Consider the following 19037-nt stretch of genomic DNA (forward strand, 5'->3'; position numbering starts at 1 on the left):
AGCATTTATAACATTGTTTAAGCTTATTCAACTTTAAAAATTGAAATTTAAAATCGTAAAAATGCCCAGATTTATTCAGCGGTTATACCCTGAACGGATTTGGGCATTTTCGCGTGCTAAAAATTCAGTTTATCTCACTTTTGACGACGGCCCTATTCCTGAAGTTACACCTTGGGTGTTAAACGAATTAAAAAAACACCAAGCCAAAGCAACCTTCTTTTGTATTGGCAACAACATTCAAAAGCATCCTGAGATTTTTAAAAGTGTAATTTCTGAAGGTCATACAGTAGGGAATCACACCTATAACCATTTAAACGGATGGAAGACAAAAACTTCCAATTATATTGAAAATACCGAGAAAGCTTCTAAGCAAATGCTCGAAACCATTAAGCAAATTAACACTAAAGATCAGAAGTCATTTGGTTCAGAGTTGTTTAGACCGCCTTATGGAAGAATAACTTCAAAACAAGCTAATATACTTCAGAAAAAAGGCTATAAAATTGTAATGTGGGATATTATAAGTTTTGATTATGACGCTTCTATTCTAAAAGAAAAGTGTCTTCAGAATGTGCTACAAAACATTAAACCTGGAAGTATTGTTGTGTTTCACGACAGTTTAAAAGCAGAGAAAAACCTCAAGTATACACTACCTAAAACTTTGCGTTATATCTCTGAAAAAGGCTGGCAGTGTGCCTCACTTGGAAATATATAGTTACTAAAAACGAATCTTTGGCACCTAAATATATTCTTTAATAAGACCGATAAGAGTATCGGCATCTTGTTCCCCTCCTTGTCGCCATTTCATCTCTGCATCTTTATAAATCATAAATGTAGGAAGGTTTTTAACGCGTAATGCATCAGAAAGCTCCTTGTTTTTTTCCACATCTATTTTTATAACGCGTGCATTATTTCCTAGAGCAGTGGCTACTTCACGCAAAACTGGATGCATCTTCTTAGAAGTTTCATCCCATTCTGCATAAAAGTTTAATAGCACTGGAGTGCGGCTTTCAATTAATTCTCCGAATTTCGACATTCATCTAATGTATTAGTTGAACAATGTATTACAAATATAATAAAATAACTTCCTAATGCTGTAAACCACCAGCAATCTATGTAAAGGAATAATCTAACGTAATTTTATGTAACCAAATTACAAGGTAAAAATTAATTGGTTAGGCTTCTCTTAAATTTTCACTGCTTTTAGTTTGAGTTTGACTTTTTTTAAGTTTAATCACAGTTATTTCCGGCCACATCCCTACTCTTCCTGGATAACCTAGAAATCCAAAACCTCGATTTACGTTTATATATCTTCCGAACTCTTGATAAATTCCTGCCCAATTTTCATACCTGTACTTTATTGGGCTCCATTTAAACAGTCCTGGAATATCAATACCAAACTGCATCCCGTGGGTATGACCGCTGAGAGTAAGGTGAAAGTTTCGTGGGTCTTTTTTTACTTCAGATTGCCAATGTGAGGGATCGTGACTTAAAAGAATTTTAAAATCTTCCTTAGTAATCCCTTCACAAGCTTTGTCGAGATCCCCTGCCTTTTTAAACCCGTTTTCTCCCCAATTTTCAACTCCCACTAAAGCTAATTTCTGACCGTTTTTTGTAATAAATCGGTTTTCATTCAAAAGCAAATCCCAGCCCATTTCACGTTGGGTTGCTTTTAGTTTGTTAAGGTTTTCTACTTTTGCTGAAGCACTACTCCACTTTACATAATCGCCATAATCGTGATTTCCTAAAACGGAGAACACACCGTGTGGGGCTTTTAATGTGCTAAACAACCCTTTCCAAGCGTCCATTTCTTCAGCGAGATTGTTTACCAAATCCCCTGTAAAAACAATTATATCACTTTGCTGTTCATTGATAAGATTAACGGCGTATTCAACCTTGTTTCTATTGCTAAAACTACCAATGTGAACATCGCTAATTTGTGTAAGTGTAAACCCATCAAACTCATTAGGTAAGTCTTCAAATTCTAATGCGTATTTTAAAACTTTATAATTGTACCTTCCTTGAATCATTCCATAAATTAAAGAGGCAAATGGTATAGCAGCAATCCCCAAGGCAAGAGTACTTACAAATTTTCTTCGCGAAGCCATAAATGGTGTTTCGCTGCTTCCTGCCACTTTCATGTAAGTGCCCACAAAAAACCTCCCTATATCCTCAGCAAACATAAAAATAACGAGCAGTAATTTAGGAATAAATAATGCTAAGAAAGCTCCAAATACATACATAGTGCTTACCGCCATGTTTTTTCCAGCTCCCATTGCAGAAAGCTCATAAATTAAAGCTGCTAAAACTGCTAGTGAAACCAAAACATAAATACCGTAAATAAAGGGATTTCTAGTAAGTGTTTTCACAGCCTGAAAGGCATAAATATCAACAAGAATATAAACTGAAATAAATATAAACCAACGCATAGTGTAGATAGAATTTTTAAAAGTAACAAGATTGAAAAACCTTTATCGCAAACTTCACTTTATTTTAACGATTATCAAGAACAACATGTTTATTAAACCATATAATATTATAAGCAATAAAATTGTCTGGTATCCAATTCTCCTATATAATCTCATCGCTGTAAAGCTGTTAAATATTATTTTAGTATTTTAGAATCAGAATACTAAATATTGAGAACCTCACTTCTTTTAGTTTTTATTATCGGCTTTTCTGGATTTTCACAAAAAAACCCAGAAACTAATGCTGCGGATATAGATTCTCTAATAAAGGTTACTGAAAGCATACCCTCAGCAGATGAAAAAATAACAGCATTAAATACTTTTATTAGCAATTTACGTTACGGAGCGGGAAGTGAAAAGCTCATAAAAAAAGCGGAAGAAGTTTCTATGTTAAGCAATACTCCCAAGCTTCTCGCTACCACATATTATTTTTACGGAAACTACTATTACTACAATTCGAAGTTAGATTCATCACTTTACTATATTAAAAAATCAAAAGCCTTAATTGAGGAAGAGGATTTACCATTCTTAAAATCTTCATTGTACAATACTGAGGGTGGTGTTTACAGAATAAAAGGAGATATGCCACAGGCACTAGCACTAACCTTAAAAGCACAGGAGTTTTTAGATAAAGTAGATACCAACCAACTAAATGATTTAGAACTTGGAAAATTAAAAAAAGAGCGATTATCCTTAGACAATAGTATTGCTAATTTCTATAATCAAATGGAAGAGTACGACAAGGCTTCCTTTTATTACGACAAGGGTTATAAAGATGCCTTAAACAACAAATCGTACATAGCTGCTGGAGTTTTTATTACAAATAAGGGTGATTTATTTTTAAAAACTAACAAAAACGAACAAGCATTAGAAGCTTTTCTCAAAGGAAAAAAATTAAAAGAAAAAGGTGACGCACCTCCTGTAATGTTGATAAACTCAGATTTAAACATAGGAATTGCGCACACAAACTTAAACAATTTTGAAGATGCCTTGCCCTATTTAAATGCTTCCATTGCTTTTTATGAAAGCAATAATATGTCTGGCCGATTAGCAGAAACACTAGCTTATAGAGGCGACTTGTTTTTAAAGCAGGGAGAATATTCGCAAGCCATTGCCGATTGCGAAAAAGCCAAAGCAATGACCTCTATGTCTGATGGAATTCAAGTATTTTCAGAAGCCTGCAATTGCTTATACACAGCCTATAAAAACACAACCAACCTAAACAAATCGCTTGAAAACTTTGAATTATTTGTAAATGCTAGAGAAACTATTTTCAATGAAAAAAACATTAGAAAACAAACGCAACAGGAAATGCAATTTGAATTCAATAAAACTTCTGCCCTTAAAAATGCTGAAATATCGGCACGTAAAAAAGAAAGTCAATTGTACGGTGTTCTTTCAGGCATAGGTTTTCTATTTGCAGGGTTTTTAGGGTTTTTCTTTTATAAAAACCGAAAGAAAAATCGCTCTTTAGCCAAACAGAAAAAACTACTAGAAGCTACTATTGACGAGAAAAATGTGCTGTTAAAAGAGACGCATCACCGTGTAAAAAATAGTTTCCAAATAGTTTCATCGCTCCTATATCTTCAGTCTGAAAGTATGGTAGATAAAAAAGCACAAGTTGCTCTTCGTGAAGCTCAAAACAGAGTGAAGTCGATGGTTCTAATACATCAAAGACTTTATAACAAAGACCAATTAGTAGGGATTAACAGTAAAGAATATTTAGAAGCTTTAACCAAGGATATCTTTGAAACACATCAATTTAAAAGTGAAGTTTTACCTTACAAATTAAATATAGAACCTATAGTATTGAGTATTGAAACTATAACTCCCATAGGTTTAATTTTGAACGAATTAATTATTAATGTTTTAAAACACGCTTATAAAATCATTAAACCCGAGAGCATCCTAATTATCGATTTCAGAAAAGTTGATGACGAGCTTGTGCTAAAAGTTATTGATAATGGTCAGGGTTTTGAAGGCGAAATTAAAGAAACCTCCTTCGGAATTAAGTTGATGAAAGCATTATCAAAAAAATTAAAAGCTACATTAAATTATAATTCAACTTTAAATAAAGGCACAGAAGTAATTTTAAAAATTAAAAAGTTTGACATACTTTGATTAAAATAAGCTGAATATTTTGAGAAAATTAAATATATACATAGTTGAAGACGATCCAATAATCGCCATAACCTTAGAGTCAATTTTGCAAAAAAATGGATATAGCGTATGCGGGCAAGCCGACAATGTTGAAGAAGCACTAACTGAAATTAAAAGTAATAAACCAGATCTTGTTTTAGTAGATATTCAGCTTGATGGGGAAAAAGACGGTGTTGATTTAGCAGAAAACCTAGACATGCTTAATAAACCGTATTTGTACTTAACGTCACAAACAGATCCGCATACCATTAAAAGAGTTAAGCAAACGCGCCCATTGGGTTATATTGTAAAACCATTTACTGAAAATGGATTGCGAAGTAATATTGAAATTGCTTGGAATAATTACATATATGATGAAGAATTTCTTTCTTTTTCAGCAAATAATGAACTTTATAAAATAAAACAATCACAAATTCTCTACCTAAAAGCATATGACAATTACTGCTATGTTATAACTACTTCACGTAAGTATTTAGTCCCTAAAACGCTCAAGTATTTATCCTCTCAACTCAACCAAGAAAAATTTATTAAAACACATCGTTCCTATATAATCAATTTATTAAAAGTTGATGCCTTGTGTAAAAATGTTGTAATAATAAACAACATAGAAATTCCTATCAGCAACTCTCGAAAATCTGAGCTAAAACAACTAATTCAAAGTTGAATTTACATTCACTAAAAATTACACCCCACTCACTAAAGAATCTAAATTAATTGTTTTTTACCGTTTATATTCGATTTGTAATTATTCTTAAACGCACTTTTAAATAAAGAATTTGTTGCGTGTAATGAATTAAACTAAAAAGGAATAATATTTAGCTATGGTTAAAATCATAAATATATTGGTTTAGTTAATGGTATTTTAAATCATAGCTTCAATTGAGTTATTCAATTGATATTGAAGATAGCCACGGTGGGGCGTGGCTATTTTTATAAAAAATAATACTGAAGTAAATTAAAAGTAATTGTGGGGATAATTAATTTATAATTAGAAAACTAACTAACCGTGTTTTCATATTTCGGTATTAAAGAAAAGTCGCTTTTGAGGAGGAGCGACTTTTTCTATTTTGTATGAATTTTAAGGAATATATCAATACTACAACTTACTTACTTTAAAAGTTTCCGTTTTATTAAATGAGTCGATTTTTACCAAATAAATTCCTGTGCTATATCCTGAAAAATCTAAGGTGGCAGTAACTGACTTTGGAAAATAGTTAGAAATTTCTCTTCCTGCTAAATCGTAAACAGAGATACTATTAATTATCTCTACACTTTCAAGGTTAATATAATCTGCTGTAGGATTAGGAAATATGACAATTTCGTTCACTTTAGGTTCATTCACAGAAAGATTGGTGTTTATTCCAAAAATAGTTTCATATGTATTTCCTCCAAAAGTAACTGTCACAGTATAAACGCCATCTTCCCAAGTACTATCCGTAGGCCAAATCCAATAGGTGTAAGCCGCAAAATAATTAGGCCAGTCCGAGACAAATTCGTAATCCCATAGTATATTTCCGTTAGGTTTTTTTACTTGAATATTTGTTACATCTCCGGTTTGAATATCTCGATAGAATAGCTTAAAATAAATCGTTTCACCGGGTAAGAAATCGAGTTCTTCATACGTATCTTCAATTTCTCCACATTCATCATCTACTATTTCCGAATAATGAGTAGAAAGCGTAAGTATCTCGGGAACCATATAAGCAGGCTGCTCAATCCACCAACTATCAGAATTTAAGTCATTACATGGTCCAGCGTATGGGTCTATAAGCTCTCCTGCAGCATCGTGAACTTCAAAATGCAAATGTGGAATTGTGCTGCTTCCCGAGCTTCCGGCCAATCCTAAATATTCACCACTTGCCACGGCATCACCCACATTCTTAGTTGTTGTACTTCCATCTTTAAAATGCCAATACCAAGACTGCGATCCATCAGCGTGTTCTAAAATAACGCCGTTCCAATTTGGATTCCCATTGTTTACACAGTTCTTATCAAAATATCCATCCTTCTTCTGAATGATAATTCCAGGTGCAGCGGCTACTATTTCCATAACATCTTCCTCCATTTTTTTCCATGGATATGGCCACACTACATAGTCTGTTCCGGCGTGATTTCCGGTTGCCCAATCGTAAGTTCTTTCTCCGCAGTTATAATCTAATAATTGACCTCCAGGGGCAATATTGTGATCTACCTGATTGAATAATGAATAGTACCCATAATCACTAAATCCTGACTTTGCCTTAAATGGAAGTTCAAAAAGCGGATGAGTAGTAGTTCTATTCTGAAATAATTCTGGATTAACTGCAAGAATTGCTTGTTTATTAGCCTCAATTTCCTGCAAAATATTTTGTCTATGACTATCGGGAATACACTCTATTTCTGAAATAGTAATGGGATTAAAATAAGCCTGAGACGGGGTGGTGTTTTGAGCAAATACAATAGACGACACGCTCAATAGAAAATAAAATACTGATGTTTTCATAATGCGATATTTTTAAGATTAGTATACTAGTTTACCTACCTATCGAAAAAAAACCAGGAAGTCATCATTTAAAAGCAGTTAACTTGTAAAAGGGATTATATTTTTTTTCAAAAACTACTTTTAATAATTAGTTATCGTGCATCAATATTTTTCTTTATTTTTGCCGCAGTAAACCCACACTATGGACTACAAGAGAATATTATTAAAACTTTCAGGGGAAGCCTTGATGGGCGAACAACAATACGGGATAGACCCAGTTCGTCTTAAAGAATACGCTCAAGAAATTAAACAAATAACCGATAGAGGCGTACAAGTAGCTATAGTTATTGGCGGCGGAAACATCTTTAGAGGCTTGGCAGGCGCTAGCAGCGGAATGGATCGAGTTCAAGGTGATCATATGGGAATGTTAGCCACCGTAATTAACGGCTTAGCCTTACAGAGTGCACTTGAAAATGAAGATATCCCAACCCGATTACAAAGTGCTATTAACATCAATGAGGTTGCAGAGCCTTTTATTCGTCGTAAAGCAATTAGACATTTGGAAAAAGGTCGTGTTGTAATCTTTGGAGGAGGTACTGGAAATCCGTATTTCACTACCGATTCGGCTGCTGTTTTAAGAGCAATAGAAATTCAAGCTGACGTAATCTTAAAAGGAACTCGCGTAGATGGTATATATACTAGCGATCCAGAAAAAGATAAACTGGCAGAGAAATTTGAATTTATCAGTTTTGAAGACGTGCTTCAAAAAGGATTAAAAGTAATGGACACTACTGCATTTACCTTAAGTCAAGAAAACGAATTGCCAATTATTGTTTTCGATATGAATACCAAAGGCAACTTATTGAAAGTAATTTCTGGTGAAAATATTGGAACAAAAGTAAATTTATAACGCAAACACCACTTTAAGCATTTTTTGGGTTATAAAATAATATTGAGTATTGAGTTTAAAATTCTTAATTTTGAACTATTCAATTTTCAAAAACAGAAACTATAAATAAAAAATACGTTCGTGTATCGAACCAAGTCGAGATATGGAAGACGAAATAGACTTTATAATTGATGGTACTAAGGAAGCAATGGCGAATGCGCTAAAGCATCTTGAAAAACAACTCGTTAACATACGCGCTGGAAAAGCTTCTCCTTCTATGGTGGGAAGTGTAATGGTAGATTACTACGGTAGTCCTACTCCATTAAGCCAAGTTGCAAATGTTAGCACCCCAGATGGAATGACAATTTCTATTCAACCCTGGGAAAAAGGCTTAATTCCAGAAATTGAACGTGGTATTCATTTAGCAAATTTAGGCTTTAACCCAATGAACAACGGGGAGAGTGTTATTATAAATGTACCACCATTAACTGAAGAACGCAGACGAGACCTAGCAAAGCAAGCAAAAGCAGTTGCCGAAGAAGCTAAAATCGGCGTGCGTAACGACAGAAAAAATGCTAACAACGATTTAAAAAACTTAGATATCTCTGAGGATCTTAAAAAGAGTTTGGAAGAAGATATTCAAGAAATGACAGATACTCACATCAAAAAAATCGATGAAATTCTAGCGAAAAAGGAAAAAGAAATCATGACAGTTTAATTTCCTTTCGTTAAACTATATACAATAAAGCGGCACCTGTGCCGCTTTTTTTTATTTTTACGACACTAATCAACAGTTTATTACACATATGCGTAAGATTTTATTTTTATTCTCCTTTGTAATAGGAGCCACTGCAATTGCGCAAATAAATAATGAAAATACTAACGATTCTATTACGGGAATAAAGAAAACTCTTTTAGAATTTTCTAAAGAAAAAGGTTATCCGCTTACTACTGGATATTTTCCTATTGGTTTTTTTGATATCGATTTAAAAACACTCGTAAAGTACAATAATCACGAAGGATTACGCCTAGGTGTAGGAGGACTTACCAACGACAAGCTTTTTGAAAAGTATAGATTTGGTGGTTATGTTGCTTATGGATTTAAAGACAAGCAGTTTAAATATAGCCTTGGTGGAAGTGCTAGAGTAAACAAAGAGAAAAAAACCTGGATAAGCCTTTACTATACCGATGACATTAAAGAAATCGGTACTTATGATTTCTTAACCGATGCAAGGTTCTACTCACTATTTGAACCAAGACTTTTAAATGTAATTGAGTTCTACGACTATAAAGAATGGCAAGCCAATATACAAAGTGAAATCTCTCCAAGTATTTTGACCGAATTCCGCGTAGCACACTCAGACGTTAATAATTTTGAAGACTACCATTTTATAGATGAAGGGAAGACATATAACCAATATAAATTGGCAGAAGCAATTCTATCTTTCCGAATTAAATTAAAGACCGATACTATAGTAAACGACGACGGAAATAGAGTGCCAACCGATAAACTTCCTAAGATAAGCACACAGATTACAAAAGGATTTAAAGATGTGGCTGGCAGTGATTTTAATTATGCCAAATTTGGACTTAAGCTCGATTACGAAATAAAACGAAAAAACCTCTCTTCCACCAGTTTTATACTACAAAGTGAAATTGCAACGGGAGATTTGCCTTTAACCCATTTATTTCACGCTTTTCCAAATCAACCTATTAAAGAAACACTTATGAAGCGTTTTTCTGTAGCAGGTGTACAGAGTTTTGAAACAATGTATTTTGGTGAGTTTTACTCCGATAAATTAGCAATGCTTCAAATGAAGCATACCTTTAGGAGGTTTAGATTAGCTGAAAAATGGAATCCAGAACTAGTGTTAATCTCTCGCCATGCTATTGGAGATATGAAGGATACAGACCGTCATTTCGGTATTCCTTTTAATACTTTAGACCATCCGTATAACGAAGCAGGATTAGAACTAAATAAAATTGTACTTGGATTCGGACTTAGCTTTGCCTATAGATATGGCTATTATAGCTTGCCAAATTTTGAAGATAACGTGTCTTTTAAATTTACTTTCAATTTGAAAGTTTAGTTATAAATATCGCTAGCTGAAAACAGATCTTTAACATAGTTTTCTACCTATCACGTGGAGAGCTTTCCTAAATTGAGGGTCGTAAGTAGAAGAGGTTTTATAAGTCCATTCTCCACCATTCTTCAATAACACTTTTAATATTTTGGGTTCGTTATTAGAAAACATTCGAGCTGTATAAGACAGTTGCATGTATAGTTTTCTCCACCATATTTTATTTGGGTCATAGTGAAAAATCTCTTTTATTTCAGAATACTTAAAAGATCTGTATGTCCAATTGTCAATCGCCTTGATTTCAAAATGCTTATCAAATATTTTAATCGATGGAAACCCGCTCTTGTCAAATATTAAAACTTCTTTTTGCATTTTAAATCAATGGTTATTAGAAAAATACATATAGTCTACTACTATATTCCCTTAAAACCTTAAATTTAGACAAATTCTAAAACAATTCTTCTAACGCATTTTATTACTCCAAAATACCCTTAAAAATCAATCGCCTACTTATAGGGAATCCTTACCTTTGCGAAATCTTTAAAAAATTGCTTTGAACAAACTTTTTAGCATCGGATTTTGGAGTTGGGTAGCCCGTTTTATACTGCGCAACCGCACTTGGATTTTAATTGTAATTGCTGCAATTACAGTACTTCTTGCGCTTCAGTGGAAAAACATGCGCTTTACCTACACCGAAGCCAATTTACTACCAGATGACCACCCAATAAATCTTGAGTACAATGAATTCCTTTCGCATTTTGGCGAAGAAGGAAACCTTATCGTAATGGGCGTAAAAGATTCGTCTATTTTCACACCTGAAAAATTTAAAGCATGGAATAAACTTTCTGAGGACATCGGGAAGTTTAATGAGGTAGAACTTACACTTTCAGTAGGTAACCTTCAAAAACTTCAAAAGAGAACCGACACCACAGGTTTTGAACTCGTACCCTTTATAAAAGACTCAATCTTTACCAATGAAAGTTTAACAGGGTACGAAGACGAGCTGTTCAACAAGCTTCCTTTTTATGACGGTTTAATTTATAGCCCTGACAAACAGTCTATCCGCTCGGCTATCTATATGAAAAAGGACATCGTAAATACCGCAGCGAGAAAAGATTTTGTGGTTGACGATTTAATTCCACTTATTAAAAAGTTTGAAGAAGATACTGGTGTAAAGGTTTATACTTCTGGTATGCCCTACATTCGTACCCTCAACTCACAAAGTATTATTGACGAAATCGGGCTATTTATTGGAGCCGCCCTATTTATAACTTCCCTGATTTTCTTCTTCTTTTTCCGATCTTGGCGCGCTACGTTTATTTCAATGTTTACTGTAATTATTGGGGTAATGTGGGCCTTTGGATTTTTAGGGTTACTGCAGTATGAAATTACCGTTCTTACAGCGCTAATACCTCCATTAATTATCGTAATTGGAATTCCAAACTGTATTTTCCTAATCAATAAATATCAGCAGGAAATAAAACTTCACGGTAATCAAGCAAAATCGTTACAACGCGTTATTGCTAAGGTGGGGAATGCAACTTTAATGACAAACCTTACAACTGCTTCAGGTTTCGCTACTTTTATTTTGGTAAATAGTGAATTGCTTAGAGAATTTGGTATTGTAGCTTCTATCAATATAGTGGCAATTTTTTTATTGAGTTTATTCATTATTCCAATTATTTACAGTTATATGGCGGTGCCTAAATACAAGCACCTAAAACACTTGAACAAAACGTGGATAAACAGTTTTGTGAATTGGATTGAGCGCATGGTAAAAGAACAACGCATTACCATTTCCATTACGGCACTGCTACTTCTTTGCGCAAGTATTATTGGAATTTATAACATCAAGATTTCTGGTAGTTTAATTGAAGATATGCCTAAAAACACTGGCTTCTTTGACGATATCCGCTTCTTCGAAAAAGAATACGAAGGTATTATGCCATTAGAAATAATGGTAGACACCAAAAAGAAGAAGGGGGTAATGAACCTTGCTACCTTAAAACGAATTGACAGGTTGCAAGAACACATAAAGGAGATTCCAGAATTTGCTAAACCAATTTCGGTAGTAGAACTAGTGAAATACTCAAAGCAAGCCTACTACAACGGAAATCCTGACTACTATCAACTTCCTAATAGTCAGGAGAGAAGCTTTATTCTTTCGCACGCAAAAAGCAGTAATACCGATACAAACATGCTTAGCAGCTATGTAGATAGCACAGGGCAGTTTGCACGTATCACTACCTTTATGAAAGATACGGAACCCGATAGATTCGACCGTATAGAAGAAGATTTAAATACTGAAATTGCTAAAATTTTCCCTGAAGAAAGATATAACGTTACCGTTACTGGAAAAGCGTTGGTATTTCAAAAGGGAACTCACTTTTTGGTAAACAACCTGATCCTTTCCCTTTCACTGGCAATTTTCTTAATTGCATTATTTATGGCCTGGATGTTCCGAAGCTTTAAAATGATTATTGTTTCGTTAATCCCTAACCTACTCCCGCTAATTATTACCGCAGGTGTCATGGGGTTTGTTGGAGTTCCTATAAAACCATCTACTATATTGGTGTTTAGTATTGCCTTCGGAATTTCGGTAGACGACACTATTCACTTCTTAGCAAAGTATAGGCAAGAGCTAATTGCAAATAATTGGAAAATCAAGAAATCGGTATATGGCGCACTTCGCGAAACTACTGTAAGTATGTTTTACACATCTATAGTACTGTTTTTTGGGTTCTCAGTGTTTACAATATCTAGTTTTGGAGGCACAGTGGCATTAGGAGCATTAGTTTCAATTACGCTTCTTTTTGCTATGTTATCCAACTTATTATTACTACCTACGCTATTGCTTTCACTTGAAAAGAGCATTGCAAATAAGCAAACAATGAAAAAGCCTGCTATTGAAATTTTACCTGATGGAGAGGAGGAAGAAAGTGATGTAAAATTAAAATAGCAAACTCAATTACACATTAAACAAAACCTTATCAATTTTGGAATTTGGTGCTTTTACTTTTATGGAATTTTATTTAAAAGTATCTTTGTTCCACTTAAAATATGACCATGCGATACAAAACTATTGATGAATTGCTGAATAGCGAAAAAACCCACATAGAGGTAACCGTAAAAGGTTGGGTTCGCTCATTTAGAAGTAACAGATTTATAGCGCTAAATGACGGATCGACAATCAATACGCTACAATGTGTAGTGGATTTTGAAAATTTTGAAGATGAAGTACTAAAAAAGGTGACTGTTGGTGCAGCAATTAAAGTTGTTGGAACACTTGTAGAAAGTCAAGGGAAAGGCCAGAAAGTAGAAGTTCAAGTATCAAAACTTACTGTTTTAGGTGAAGCAAAACCTGAAGATGTAAAACTTACCATTCTTTCACCAAAAAGACATTCATTAGAAACTTTACGCGAGCAAGCACATTTACGTATTAGAACCAATACTTTCGGTGCTGTAATGCGTACACGTTCAAAACTTGCATTTGCAGTGCACGAATATTTTCAGAAAAACGGATTTAACTATATGCACTCACCTATTATTACAGGTAGTGATGCTGAAGGTGCAGGTGAGATGTTCCGCGTATCGGCTTTAGACCCTAAAAACCCACCGCTTGATGAAAATGGAAATATAGATTATAAGCAGGATTTCTTCGAAAAAGAAACAAACCTTACTGTTAGTGGCCAGTTAGAAGCTGAAACTTACGCCATGGCACTAGGTAAAGTTTATACTTTTGGACCGACATTCCGTGCAGAAAATTCAAATACTAGCCGCCACTTAGCCGAGTTTTGGATGATAGAGCCAGAGGTTGCATTCAACGATTTGGATGCGAACATGGATTTAGCTGAAGATTTTATTAAATATGTAGTAAAATACGCCTTAGATAATTGTGCTGACGATCTTGAATTTTTAGAAAATAGATTGCTAGAAGAGGAAAAGAGCAAACCGCAAAACGAACGCAGCGAAATGAAACTTCGCGAAAAACTTCACTTTATTTTAGACAACAATTTTAAACGTGTAAGTTATACCGAAGCGATAGATATTCTCAAAAACTCTAAACCAAACAAGAAAAAGAAATTCAAATATCAAATTGAAGAGTGGGGTGCAGATTTACAGAGTGAGCACGAGCGTTTCTTAGTTGAAAAACACTTTAAATGCCCAGTAATTCTTTTTGATTATCCTGCAAAAATTAAAGCTTTCTATATGCGTTTGAACGACGATGGAAAAACGGTTCGCGCGATGGATGTACTTTTCCCAGGAATTGGAGAGATTGTCGGCGGGTCTCAGCGAGAAGAACGCTATGACGTTCTGAAAGAAAAAATGGCCGCAATGGACATAGACGAAAAAGAACTGTTTTGGTACTTAGATCTACGTAAATTTGGAACTGCTGTTCACAGTGGTTTCGGGCTTGGATTTGAACGTTTGGTGCAGTTTACAACAGGAATGGGAAACATACGCGATGTAATTCCTTACCCACGAACTCCTGGTAACGCAGAATTCTAATGATAATAACATAAGATTGTATTAAAACTAGCTACTTAATTATTTTAGTAGCTAGTTTTTTTTAACTTTATGATGTAGTATTTATAACCATGTTAAAGCAACAATTAAATTTTAAACTATCCCAAAAATTATCTCCTCAACAAATACAGTTGATGAAGATGATTCAATTACCTACGCAAGCATTCGAACAACGAATTGCACAGGAATTGGAAGAAAACCCAGCTCTTGAAGGTGGCAAAGAGGAAAGCGATGAGTTTGATGACGAATTCAGCAACGACGAATACGATGAAGGTAACGAAGTAATCGAAACAGATATAAATGTTGACGATTATCTTAGTGATGACGAAGTACCAAGCTATAAGCTTTCTGCAAACAATTATAGCGCAGACGATGAGGAGAAACAAATGCCTTATGCGGCAGGAACCTCATTTACGCAGCACCTAATGACGCAGTTAAACACCTACAGATTGAATGAAGAAGAAAAGCAAATAGCAATTTTCTTAGTAGGTAGCGTTGATGAGAGTGGTTACATCCGTCGTGAATTACAGGACATTGTAGACGACCTTGCTTTTACTCAGAATATATATACTACCGAAGATAAAGTAGAAAAAGTACTAAAAGTAGTTCAAGAATTAGATCCAGCAGGAGTTGCCGCTCGTGACTTACAGGAGTGCTTGTTGATTCAGTTAGAGCGAAAAGAGCAAACCCCTCCTATTGCCTTGGCAATTGATATTATTGACGACTCATTCGATCAATTCAGTAAAAAGCATTATAAGAAATTAATTCAGAAATTAAATATTACTGAAGACCAACTCCGTGAAGCAATTCACGAAATTGAGGCGTTAAACCCAAAACCAGGAGGAACTTATTCTGGTAACAATCGAATAGTTGAACACGTAGTTCCCGATTTTACTATAAGAATTGTGGATGGAGAATTAGATTTAACCTTAAACGGCAGAAACGCACCCGAGCTTCACGTTAGTCACGATTATAAAAATATGCTCAAGGGCTACAAGGAGTCTACAGAAAAATCGAAGGCACAGAAAGATGCTGTCATGTTCATTAAGCAAAAGCTAGATGCCGCAAAATGGTTTATTGACGCTATTAAACAACGTCAGCAAACTCTTTACATCACTATGAATACAATTATGCATCATCAAGAAGAGTATTTTTTAAGCGGCGACGAACGAAAACTAAAGCCGATGATCTTAAAAGATATTGCCGATAAAATTAATATGGACGTATCTACTGTGTCGCGAGTTGCTAATAGCAAGTATGTTGACACTCCTTACGGAACGAAGTTGATTAAGGAATTTTTTAGCGAATCGATGAAGAATGATCAAGGTGAAGATGTTTCTACAAGAGAGATTAAAAAAATACTTGAAATAACTATTTCCGAAGAAGATAAGCGCAAACCACTTACAGACGACAAGCTTGCCAAAATTTTATTGGAAAAAGGCTATCCAATTGCACGTCGTACTATTGCTAAATATCGCGAGCAACTGGACCTGCCAGTAGCTAGACTTCGAAAAGAAATCTGATGAATTTATTTCTTAAAAGCGCCTCGTATATCTTCCACCCTCTTTTAATGCCGTTATTGGGGGTTATATTGTATTACAACGTCACCCCTAGGTATGTAGATGCAGAAATTGTTCGAGCCGAGCTTTTAGCTTTAACCATTATTACTGTTTTGATTCCCTTAGTAGTATTTTTCTTATTGAAAAACCTAGGAGCAGTTGAAACTATATATTTAAAAAACGTAAAAGAGCGAAAGTTCCCCTTGATGATTCAGTGCATTCTCTTGTTACTAATCATTAAAATGGTTTTTGACATTTACGACGATCCGGAATTGTATTATTTTATAGTGGGTATCCTATTTTCTACTTTTAGTGCTCTGATAATGGTGTTTTTTAGAGTAAAAATAAGCTTGCACCAAATGGGGGTAGCCGGTATCCTTATGTTTCTAGTAGGAATTAGCGCACATTTTAAAGTCAACTTATTGGTCTCAATCAGTTTTTTTCTATTTGCAAATGGCTGGGTGGCATCCTCACGCATAAATGCTAATGCTCACGATTATCGCGAATTAATACTTGGACTATTTATTGGAGCCTTGCCTCAACTTATACTTTTCAACTTTTGGTTATAATATAAAAAATATAATACCCAATTTAAGAGAGCGAAATTCAAAAGGATCACCTTCAACAGTCTTAGCATTATCGAAAAATGGATTTAGACCGTAAGCTGCAAAGAGATTGAAATTACTAAAACCAGCACTCAGGGTAGCCGTTAATCTCAACGGGTTAAATTCGGGTATCTTAGTTTGGTTAACGTTATTTCCAGGCTGTTTAAACGTAGATTTATACCAAAAGGCATATCCTACTCTAAAACCGGGATAAACTCGCCAAAAAGCATATTTTTCTGGTGTAGATGTTCGCCATCGAAATTCAATAGGCACCTCAATAATACTAGTATTAAAACGATTTCGCGAATAATCTACATCCTTATCTAAAACCTGAAAAATGGTTTCATCTTGAAGGGTTTCACCGATAAATAAATTTTGACCGTATTGGTCTAATGCGATACCAAGTCCAATGGCAATTGCAATATTGCGTTGTTTATTGATAGGCATATCTCTTAAAAACCCAAAATGGATTCCACCTGTCAATCCTCTTGTAGATATCCCTGAAGGAAGATTTAATGGCACATTATAAGTAACCCCCAAGTAGAATTGATCCTCTCTATAAAGTGAATCTACCGCAGGCCGTGGTAATGTATCTTGCGCTAAGGCAGCAAATCCAATAAGAATAAAAAGGAATGTGAGTACTTTATACATATCGATAAAGATAAACGTATTTTCAGAATCTTGGAAACAAAAAAACGCCTCATTATCATGAGACGTTTTAATTTATAAAAGTTGTTATGCTTAGTCTAACTCATTACCTGGGGTAGTGATATAGATAATTTTAAGCATATTAAGATCACGCAATTCCTGCTTAATGTCTGTTACCATACCTGTATTAGTTTCCTCATCTACTTTAAGAGCAACCATTACTTTATCCTGAAGTTCAGGACGTAGTTTTTGGCGTGCTTCAGTAAGTGCGAATTTAATGTTAGATATATCAGTATACTTATCGCCTATTTGAATTTTCGCTTCAGTACCAAAACTCTCTTGGTAACGAGCCGAAGGTTTTCCAGCATAAATATACACCGATCTATCTTTCTTTAATTTCTCAACTTGGTCTGCTTTAGGTAATTTATTTTGAACCAATAAATTATCATCACGCAGCACAGTTACTACCATAAAGAAGAATAGAAGCATAAATACAATATCCGGTAAAGACGCTGTACTTACAGGCGGTAATTCATTACTTTTTTTCTTTCTAAACTTTGACATAGTTGTAATATTATGATCCAGATTTTTTAGGTTCAGCTTCTGACAGCTTTTGAGGGAATAGCTTTTGAATTGTTTGCAATTTTTCTTGCAACTGTTCTTTTGCTACTTCACCTTTAATCTTTCCTTCGTCTAGATCTTTGGTCATTTCGGTAAACTTCCAGCCATAAAGCCTTTGTGATTCCCGATCTCTTAAATAGTTGTATGCTGCCACCAATTCATTTTGAACAGCTATATACATTTTATAAGAAGTAAGCCTATCGTTCTGAACAGATATTACTGCTTTATCAGGGTTATCTGAAGATTCAGGATTACGACTTCCTTTACAATAGTCACAGTATTCTGGACTTCCTGCAGGTGCTCCACCATTATCTAGGAAATCAATTGCTGCTTGACGCAAGTCTTTAAGATCCATTAGATTCTCTTCAACTAGCAATTGATCTTCACGGTTAACGTTAACGATAAAGAGGTTCTTCTCTTTAATCTTTACCTGTTCATCCGTTGGCGGCTCTTTAGGCGGCAACTGTCTTCCAATCCCACTATCCTTCTCGATGGTAGTAGTTACCAAGAAAAAGATAAGCAATAGGAAAGCGATGTCTGCCATCGACCCAGCATTTACTTCCGGTGTTGCTCTTCTTGCCATTATTTTGCTAGTTTTTTGATTCCGCTAAATACCATTGCTGCAATAGCTAAAACTGCTAAGATGTAAAAGGTATATAAACCTGTACCCACCCATTTTGAGCCACTTGCAGAAAGCATATCGCCTTCACGCATTGCCATAGGGTTGCCTTCAGCTAAAACGTAAGAGATTACTACAATGAGTAAGAATGCTCCTACTGATAGTAATGTTTTCTTTACATCTCCGGCAAAAATTCCTTTAAGAACGAAGAAGAGAACAAATACTAAGATTAAAGCGAAAGTGATATAGGCCACATACAAGAAGCCATCTACTCCTGCGCCAGTTTCAGCGACTGCAGTATCACCTTTTGAGATGATCATTGCAAGAAAAATAATTCCCGCAACGCTTAAAAGCAATGCTACAATTTTTAATATTTTATGTAATGCCATCTTGTGGTTTGTT

At 34.8% G+C, this 19037-nt stretch carries 18 protein-coding genes; 10 read left to right on the plus strand and 8 right to left on the minus strand.

Going from position 1 to position 19037, the window contains the following annotated elements; genetic code table 11:
* The first annotated feature begins 61 nt into the window (after positions 1 to 61).
* Positions 62 to 712: a polysaccharide deacetylase family protein gene (locus RT250_RS03315; protein WP_313112102.1), complete on the plus strand. Its 651-nt coding sequence runs from the start codon at positions 62 to 64 to the stop codon at positions 710 to 712.
* Positions 713 to 736: 24 nt separating this feature from the next.
* On the opposite strand, the gene RT250_RS03320 is transcribed toward RT250_RS03315, so the two are convergent.
* A complete protein-coding gene (locus RT250_RS03320; protein WP_313112104.1) occupies positions 737 to 1033 on the minus strand; it encodes a thioredoxin family protein in 297 nt (98 codons plus the stop codon).
* Between the two features lie 139 nt (positions 1034 to 1172).
* Positions 1173 to 2426 carry a metallophosphoesterase gene (locus RT250_RS03325; protein WP_313112106.1) on the minus strand — a complete coding sequence of 418 codons (1254 nt, stop codon included), beginning with the start codon at positions 2424 to 2426 and terminating at the stop codon, positions 1173 to 1175.
* Between the two features lie 210 nt (positions 2427 to 2636).
* Between RT250_RS03325 and RT250_RS03330 the strand changes: the two genes are divergently transcribed.
* A complete protein-coding gene (locus RT250_RS03330; protein WP_313112108.1) occupies positions 2637 to 4586 on the plus strand; it encodes a tetratricopeptide repeat-containing sensor histidine kinase in 1950 nt (649 codons plus the stop codon).
* A gap of 19 nt (positions 4587 to 4605) precedes the next feature.
* Positions 4606 to 5289 carry a LytR/AlgR family response regulator transcription factor gene (locus RT250_RS03335; RefSeq protein WP_313112110.1) on the plus strand — a complete coding sequence of 228 codons (684 nt, stop codon included), beginning with the start codon at positions 4606 to 4608 and terminating at the stop codon, positions 5287 to 5289.
* A gap of 432 nt (positions 5290 to 5721) precedes the next feature.
* Here RT250_RS03335 and RT250_RS03340 read toward each other — a convergent pair whose 3' ends face one another.
* Positions 5722 to 7107 carry a T9SS type A sorting domain-containing protein gene (locus RT250_RS03340; protein WP_313112112.1) on the minus strand — a complete coding sequence of 462 codons (1386 nt, stop codon included), beginning with the start codon at positions 7105 to 7107 and terminating at the stop codon, positions 5722 to 5724.
* 181 nt (positions 7108 to 7288) lie between these two features.
* Here RT250_RS03340 and pyrH point away from each other — a divergent pair, with 181 nt between their 5' ends.
* From pyrH to RT250_RS03355, 3 genes are all read left to right on the plus strand, one after another.
* On the plus strand, positions 7289 to 7996 hold the full coding sequence (gene pyrH, locus RT250_RS03345; protein ID WP_313112113.1) for a UMP kinase: 708 nt from the start codon (positions 7289 to 7291) through the stop codon (positions 7994 to 7996).
* Positions 7997 to 8138: 142 nt separating this feature from the next.
* Positions 8139 to 8693: a ribosome recycling factor gene (gene frr, locus RT250_RS03350; RefSeq protein WP_313112114.1), complete on the plus strand. Its 555-nt coding sequence runs from the start codon at positions 8139 to 8141 to the stop codon at positions 8691 to 8693.
* An 88-nt stretch (positions 8694 to 8781) separates the two neighbouring features.
* Positions 8782 to 10065 carry a DUF5686 family C-terminal domain-containing protein gene (locus tag RT250_RS03355; protein ID WP_313112116.1) on the plus strand — a complete coding sequence of 428 codons (1284 nt, stop codon included), beginning with the start codon at positions 8782 to 8784 and terminating at the stop codon, positions 10063 to 10065.
* Positions 10066 to 10095: 30 nt separating this feature from the next.
* Here RT250_RS03355 and RT250_RS03360 read toward each other — a convergent pair whose 3' ends face one another.
* On the minus strand, positions 10096 to 10428 hold the full coding sequence (locus RT250_RS03360; protein WP_313112118.1) for a hypothetical protein: 333 nt from the start codon (positions 10426 to 10428) through the stop codon (positions 10096 to 10098).
* A 181-nt stretch (positions 10429 to 10609) separates the two neighbouring features.
* Here RT250_RS03360 and RT250_RS03365 point away from each other — a divergent pair, with 181 nt between their 5' ends.
* From RT250_RS03365 to RT250_RS03380, 4 genes are all read left to right on the plus strand, one after another.
* Positions 10610 to 13015, plus strand: a complete 2406-nt coding sequence (locus tag RT250_RS03365; RefSeq protein ID WP_313112120.1) for an efflux RND transporter permease subunit — start codon at positions 10610 to 10612, stop codon at positions 13013 to 13015.
* Positions 13016 to 13122: 107 nt separating this feature from the next.
* Complete coding sequence (gene asnS / locus RT250_RS03370; protein ID WP_313112122.1) at positions 13123 to 14565, plus strand: asparagine--tRNA ligase; 1443 nt, start codon at positions 13123 to 13125, stop codon at positions 14563 to 14565.
* 89 nt (positions 14566 to 14654) lie between these two features.
* Positions 14655 to 16106: an RNA polymerase factor sigma-54 gene (gene rpoN, locus RT250_RS03375; RefSeq protein ID WP_313112123.1), complete on the plus strand. Its 1452-nt coding sequence runs from the start codon at positions 14655 to 14657 to the stop codon at positions 16104 to 16106.
* Entirely contained in the window at positions 16106 to 16711 is a 606-nt protein-coding gene (locus tag RT250_RS03380; protein WP_313112125.1) for a hypothetical protein, read from the plus strand. The genes rpoN and RT250_RS03380 overlap by 1 nt, the downstream gene beginning before the upstream one ends.
* Here RT250_RS03380 and RT250_RS03385 read toward each other — a convergent pair.
* The 4 genes from RT250_RS03385 to RT250_RS03400 all read right to left on the minus strand — a co-directional run bounded on the left by RT250_RS03385 (position 16706) and on the right by RT250_RS03400 (position 19024).
* Positions 16706 to 17398: a porin family protein gene (locus RT250_RS03385; protein ID WP_313112127.1), complete on the minus strand. Its 693-nt coding sequence runs from the start codon at positions 17396 to 17398 to the stop codon at positions 16706 to 16708. The two genes, RT250_RS03380 and RT250_RS03385, sit on opposite strands and share 6 nt — an antisense overlap.
* A gap of 90 nt (positions 17399 to 17488) precedes the next feature.
* The gene (locus tag RT250_RS03390; RefSeq protein ID WP_139856151.1) at positions 17489 to 17959 is read right to left on the minus strand and encodes an ExbD/TolR family protein; all 471 of its coding nucleotides are present in this window, start codon (positions 17957 to 17959) and stop codon (positions 17489 to 17491) included.
* Positions 17960 to 17969: 10 nt separating this feature from the next.
* On the minus strand, positions 17970 to 18599 hold the full coding sequence (locus tag RT250_RS03395) for an ExbD/TolR family protein (protein ID WP_313112131.1): 630 nt from the start codon (positions 18597 to 18599) through the stop codon (positions 17970 to 17972).
* Positions 18599 to 19024, minus strand: a complete 426-nt coding sequence (locus RT250_RS03400) for a hypothetical protein (RefSeq protein ID WP_313112134.1) — start codon at positions 19022 to 19024, stop codon at positions 18599 to 18601. Before RT250_RS03400 ends, RT250_RS03395 begins: the two co-directional genes overlap by 1 nt.
* Between the last annotated feature and the right edge of the window lie 13 nt (positions 19025 to 19037).

The organism is Aequorivita sediminis, from assembly GCF_032080575.2.
GTDB classification, from domain to species: Bacteria; Bacteroidota; Bacteroidia; order Flavobacteriales; family Flavobacteriaceae; genus Aequorivita; species Aequorivita sediminis.

Excerpts from the sequence above, each read along its gene's own strand:
- RT250_RS03315 (WP_313112102.1), top strand. The coding sequence starts at position 62 with ATGCCCAGATTTATTCAGCGGTTATACCCTGAACGGATTTGGGCATTT.
- RT250_RS03320 (WP_313112104.1), bottom strand. The coding sequence starts at position 1,033 with ATGTCGAAATTCGGAGAATTAATTGAAAGCCGCACTCCAGTGCTATTA.
- RT250_RS03325 (WP_313112106.1), bottom strand. The coding sequence starts at position 2,426 with ATGCGTTGGTTTATATTTATTTCAGTTTATATTCTTGTTGATATTTAT.
- RT250_RS03340 (WP_313112112.1), bottom strand. The coding sequence starts at position 7,107 with ATGAAAACATCAGTATTTTATTTTCTATTGAGCGTGTCGTCTATTGTA.
- pyrH (WP_313112113.1), top strand. The coding sequence starts at position 7,289 with ATGGACTACAAGAGAATATTATTAAAACTTTCAGGGGAAGCCTTGATG.
- frr (WP_313112114.1), top strand. The coding sequence starts at position 8,139 with ATGGAAGACGAAATAGACTTTATAATTGATGGTACTAAGGAAGCAATG.
- RT250_RS03355 (WP_313112116.1), top strand. The coding sequence starts at position 8,782 with ATGCGTAAGATTTTATTTTTATTCTCCTTTGTAATAGGAGCCACTGCA.
- RT250_RS03360 (WP_313112118.1), bottom strand. The coding sequence starts at position 10,428 with ATGCAAAAAGAAGTTTTAATATTTGACAAGAGCGGGTTTCCATCGATT.
- asnS (WP_313112122.1), top strand. The coding sequence starts at position 13,123 with ATGCGATACAAAACTATTGATGAATTGCTGAATAGCGAAAAAACCCAC.
- rpoN (WP_313112123.1), top strand. The coding sequence starts at position 14,655 with ATGTTAAAGCAACAATTAAATTTTAAACTATCCCAAAAATTATCTCCT.
- RT250_RS03380 (WP_313112125.1), top strand. The coding sequence starts at position 16,106 with ATGAATTTATTTCTTAAAAGCGCCTCGTATATCTTCCACCCTCTTTTA.
- RT250_RS03385 (WP_313112127.1), bottom strand. The coding sequence starts at position 17,398 with ATGTATAAAGTACTCACATTCCTTTTTATTCTTATTGGATTTGCTGCC.
- RT250_RS03390 (WP_139856151.1), bottom strand. The coding sequence starts at position 17,959 with ATGTCAAAGTTTAGAAAGAAAAAAAGTAATGAATTACCGCCTGTAAGT.
- RT250_RS03395 (WP_313112131.1), bottom strand. The coding sequence starts at position 18,599 with ATGGCAAGAAGAGCAACACCGGAAGTAAATGCTGGGTCGATGGCAGAC.
- RT250_RS03400 (WP_313112134.1), bottom strand. The coding sequence starts at position 19,024 with ATGGCATTACATAAAATATTAAAAATTGTAGCATTGCTTTTAAGCGTT.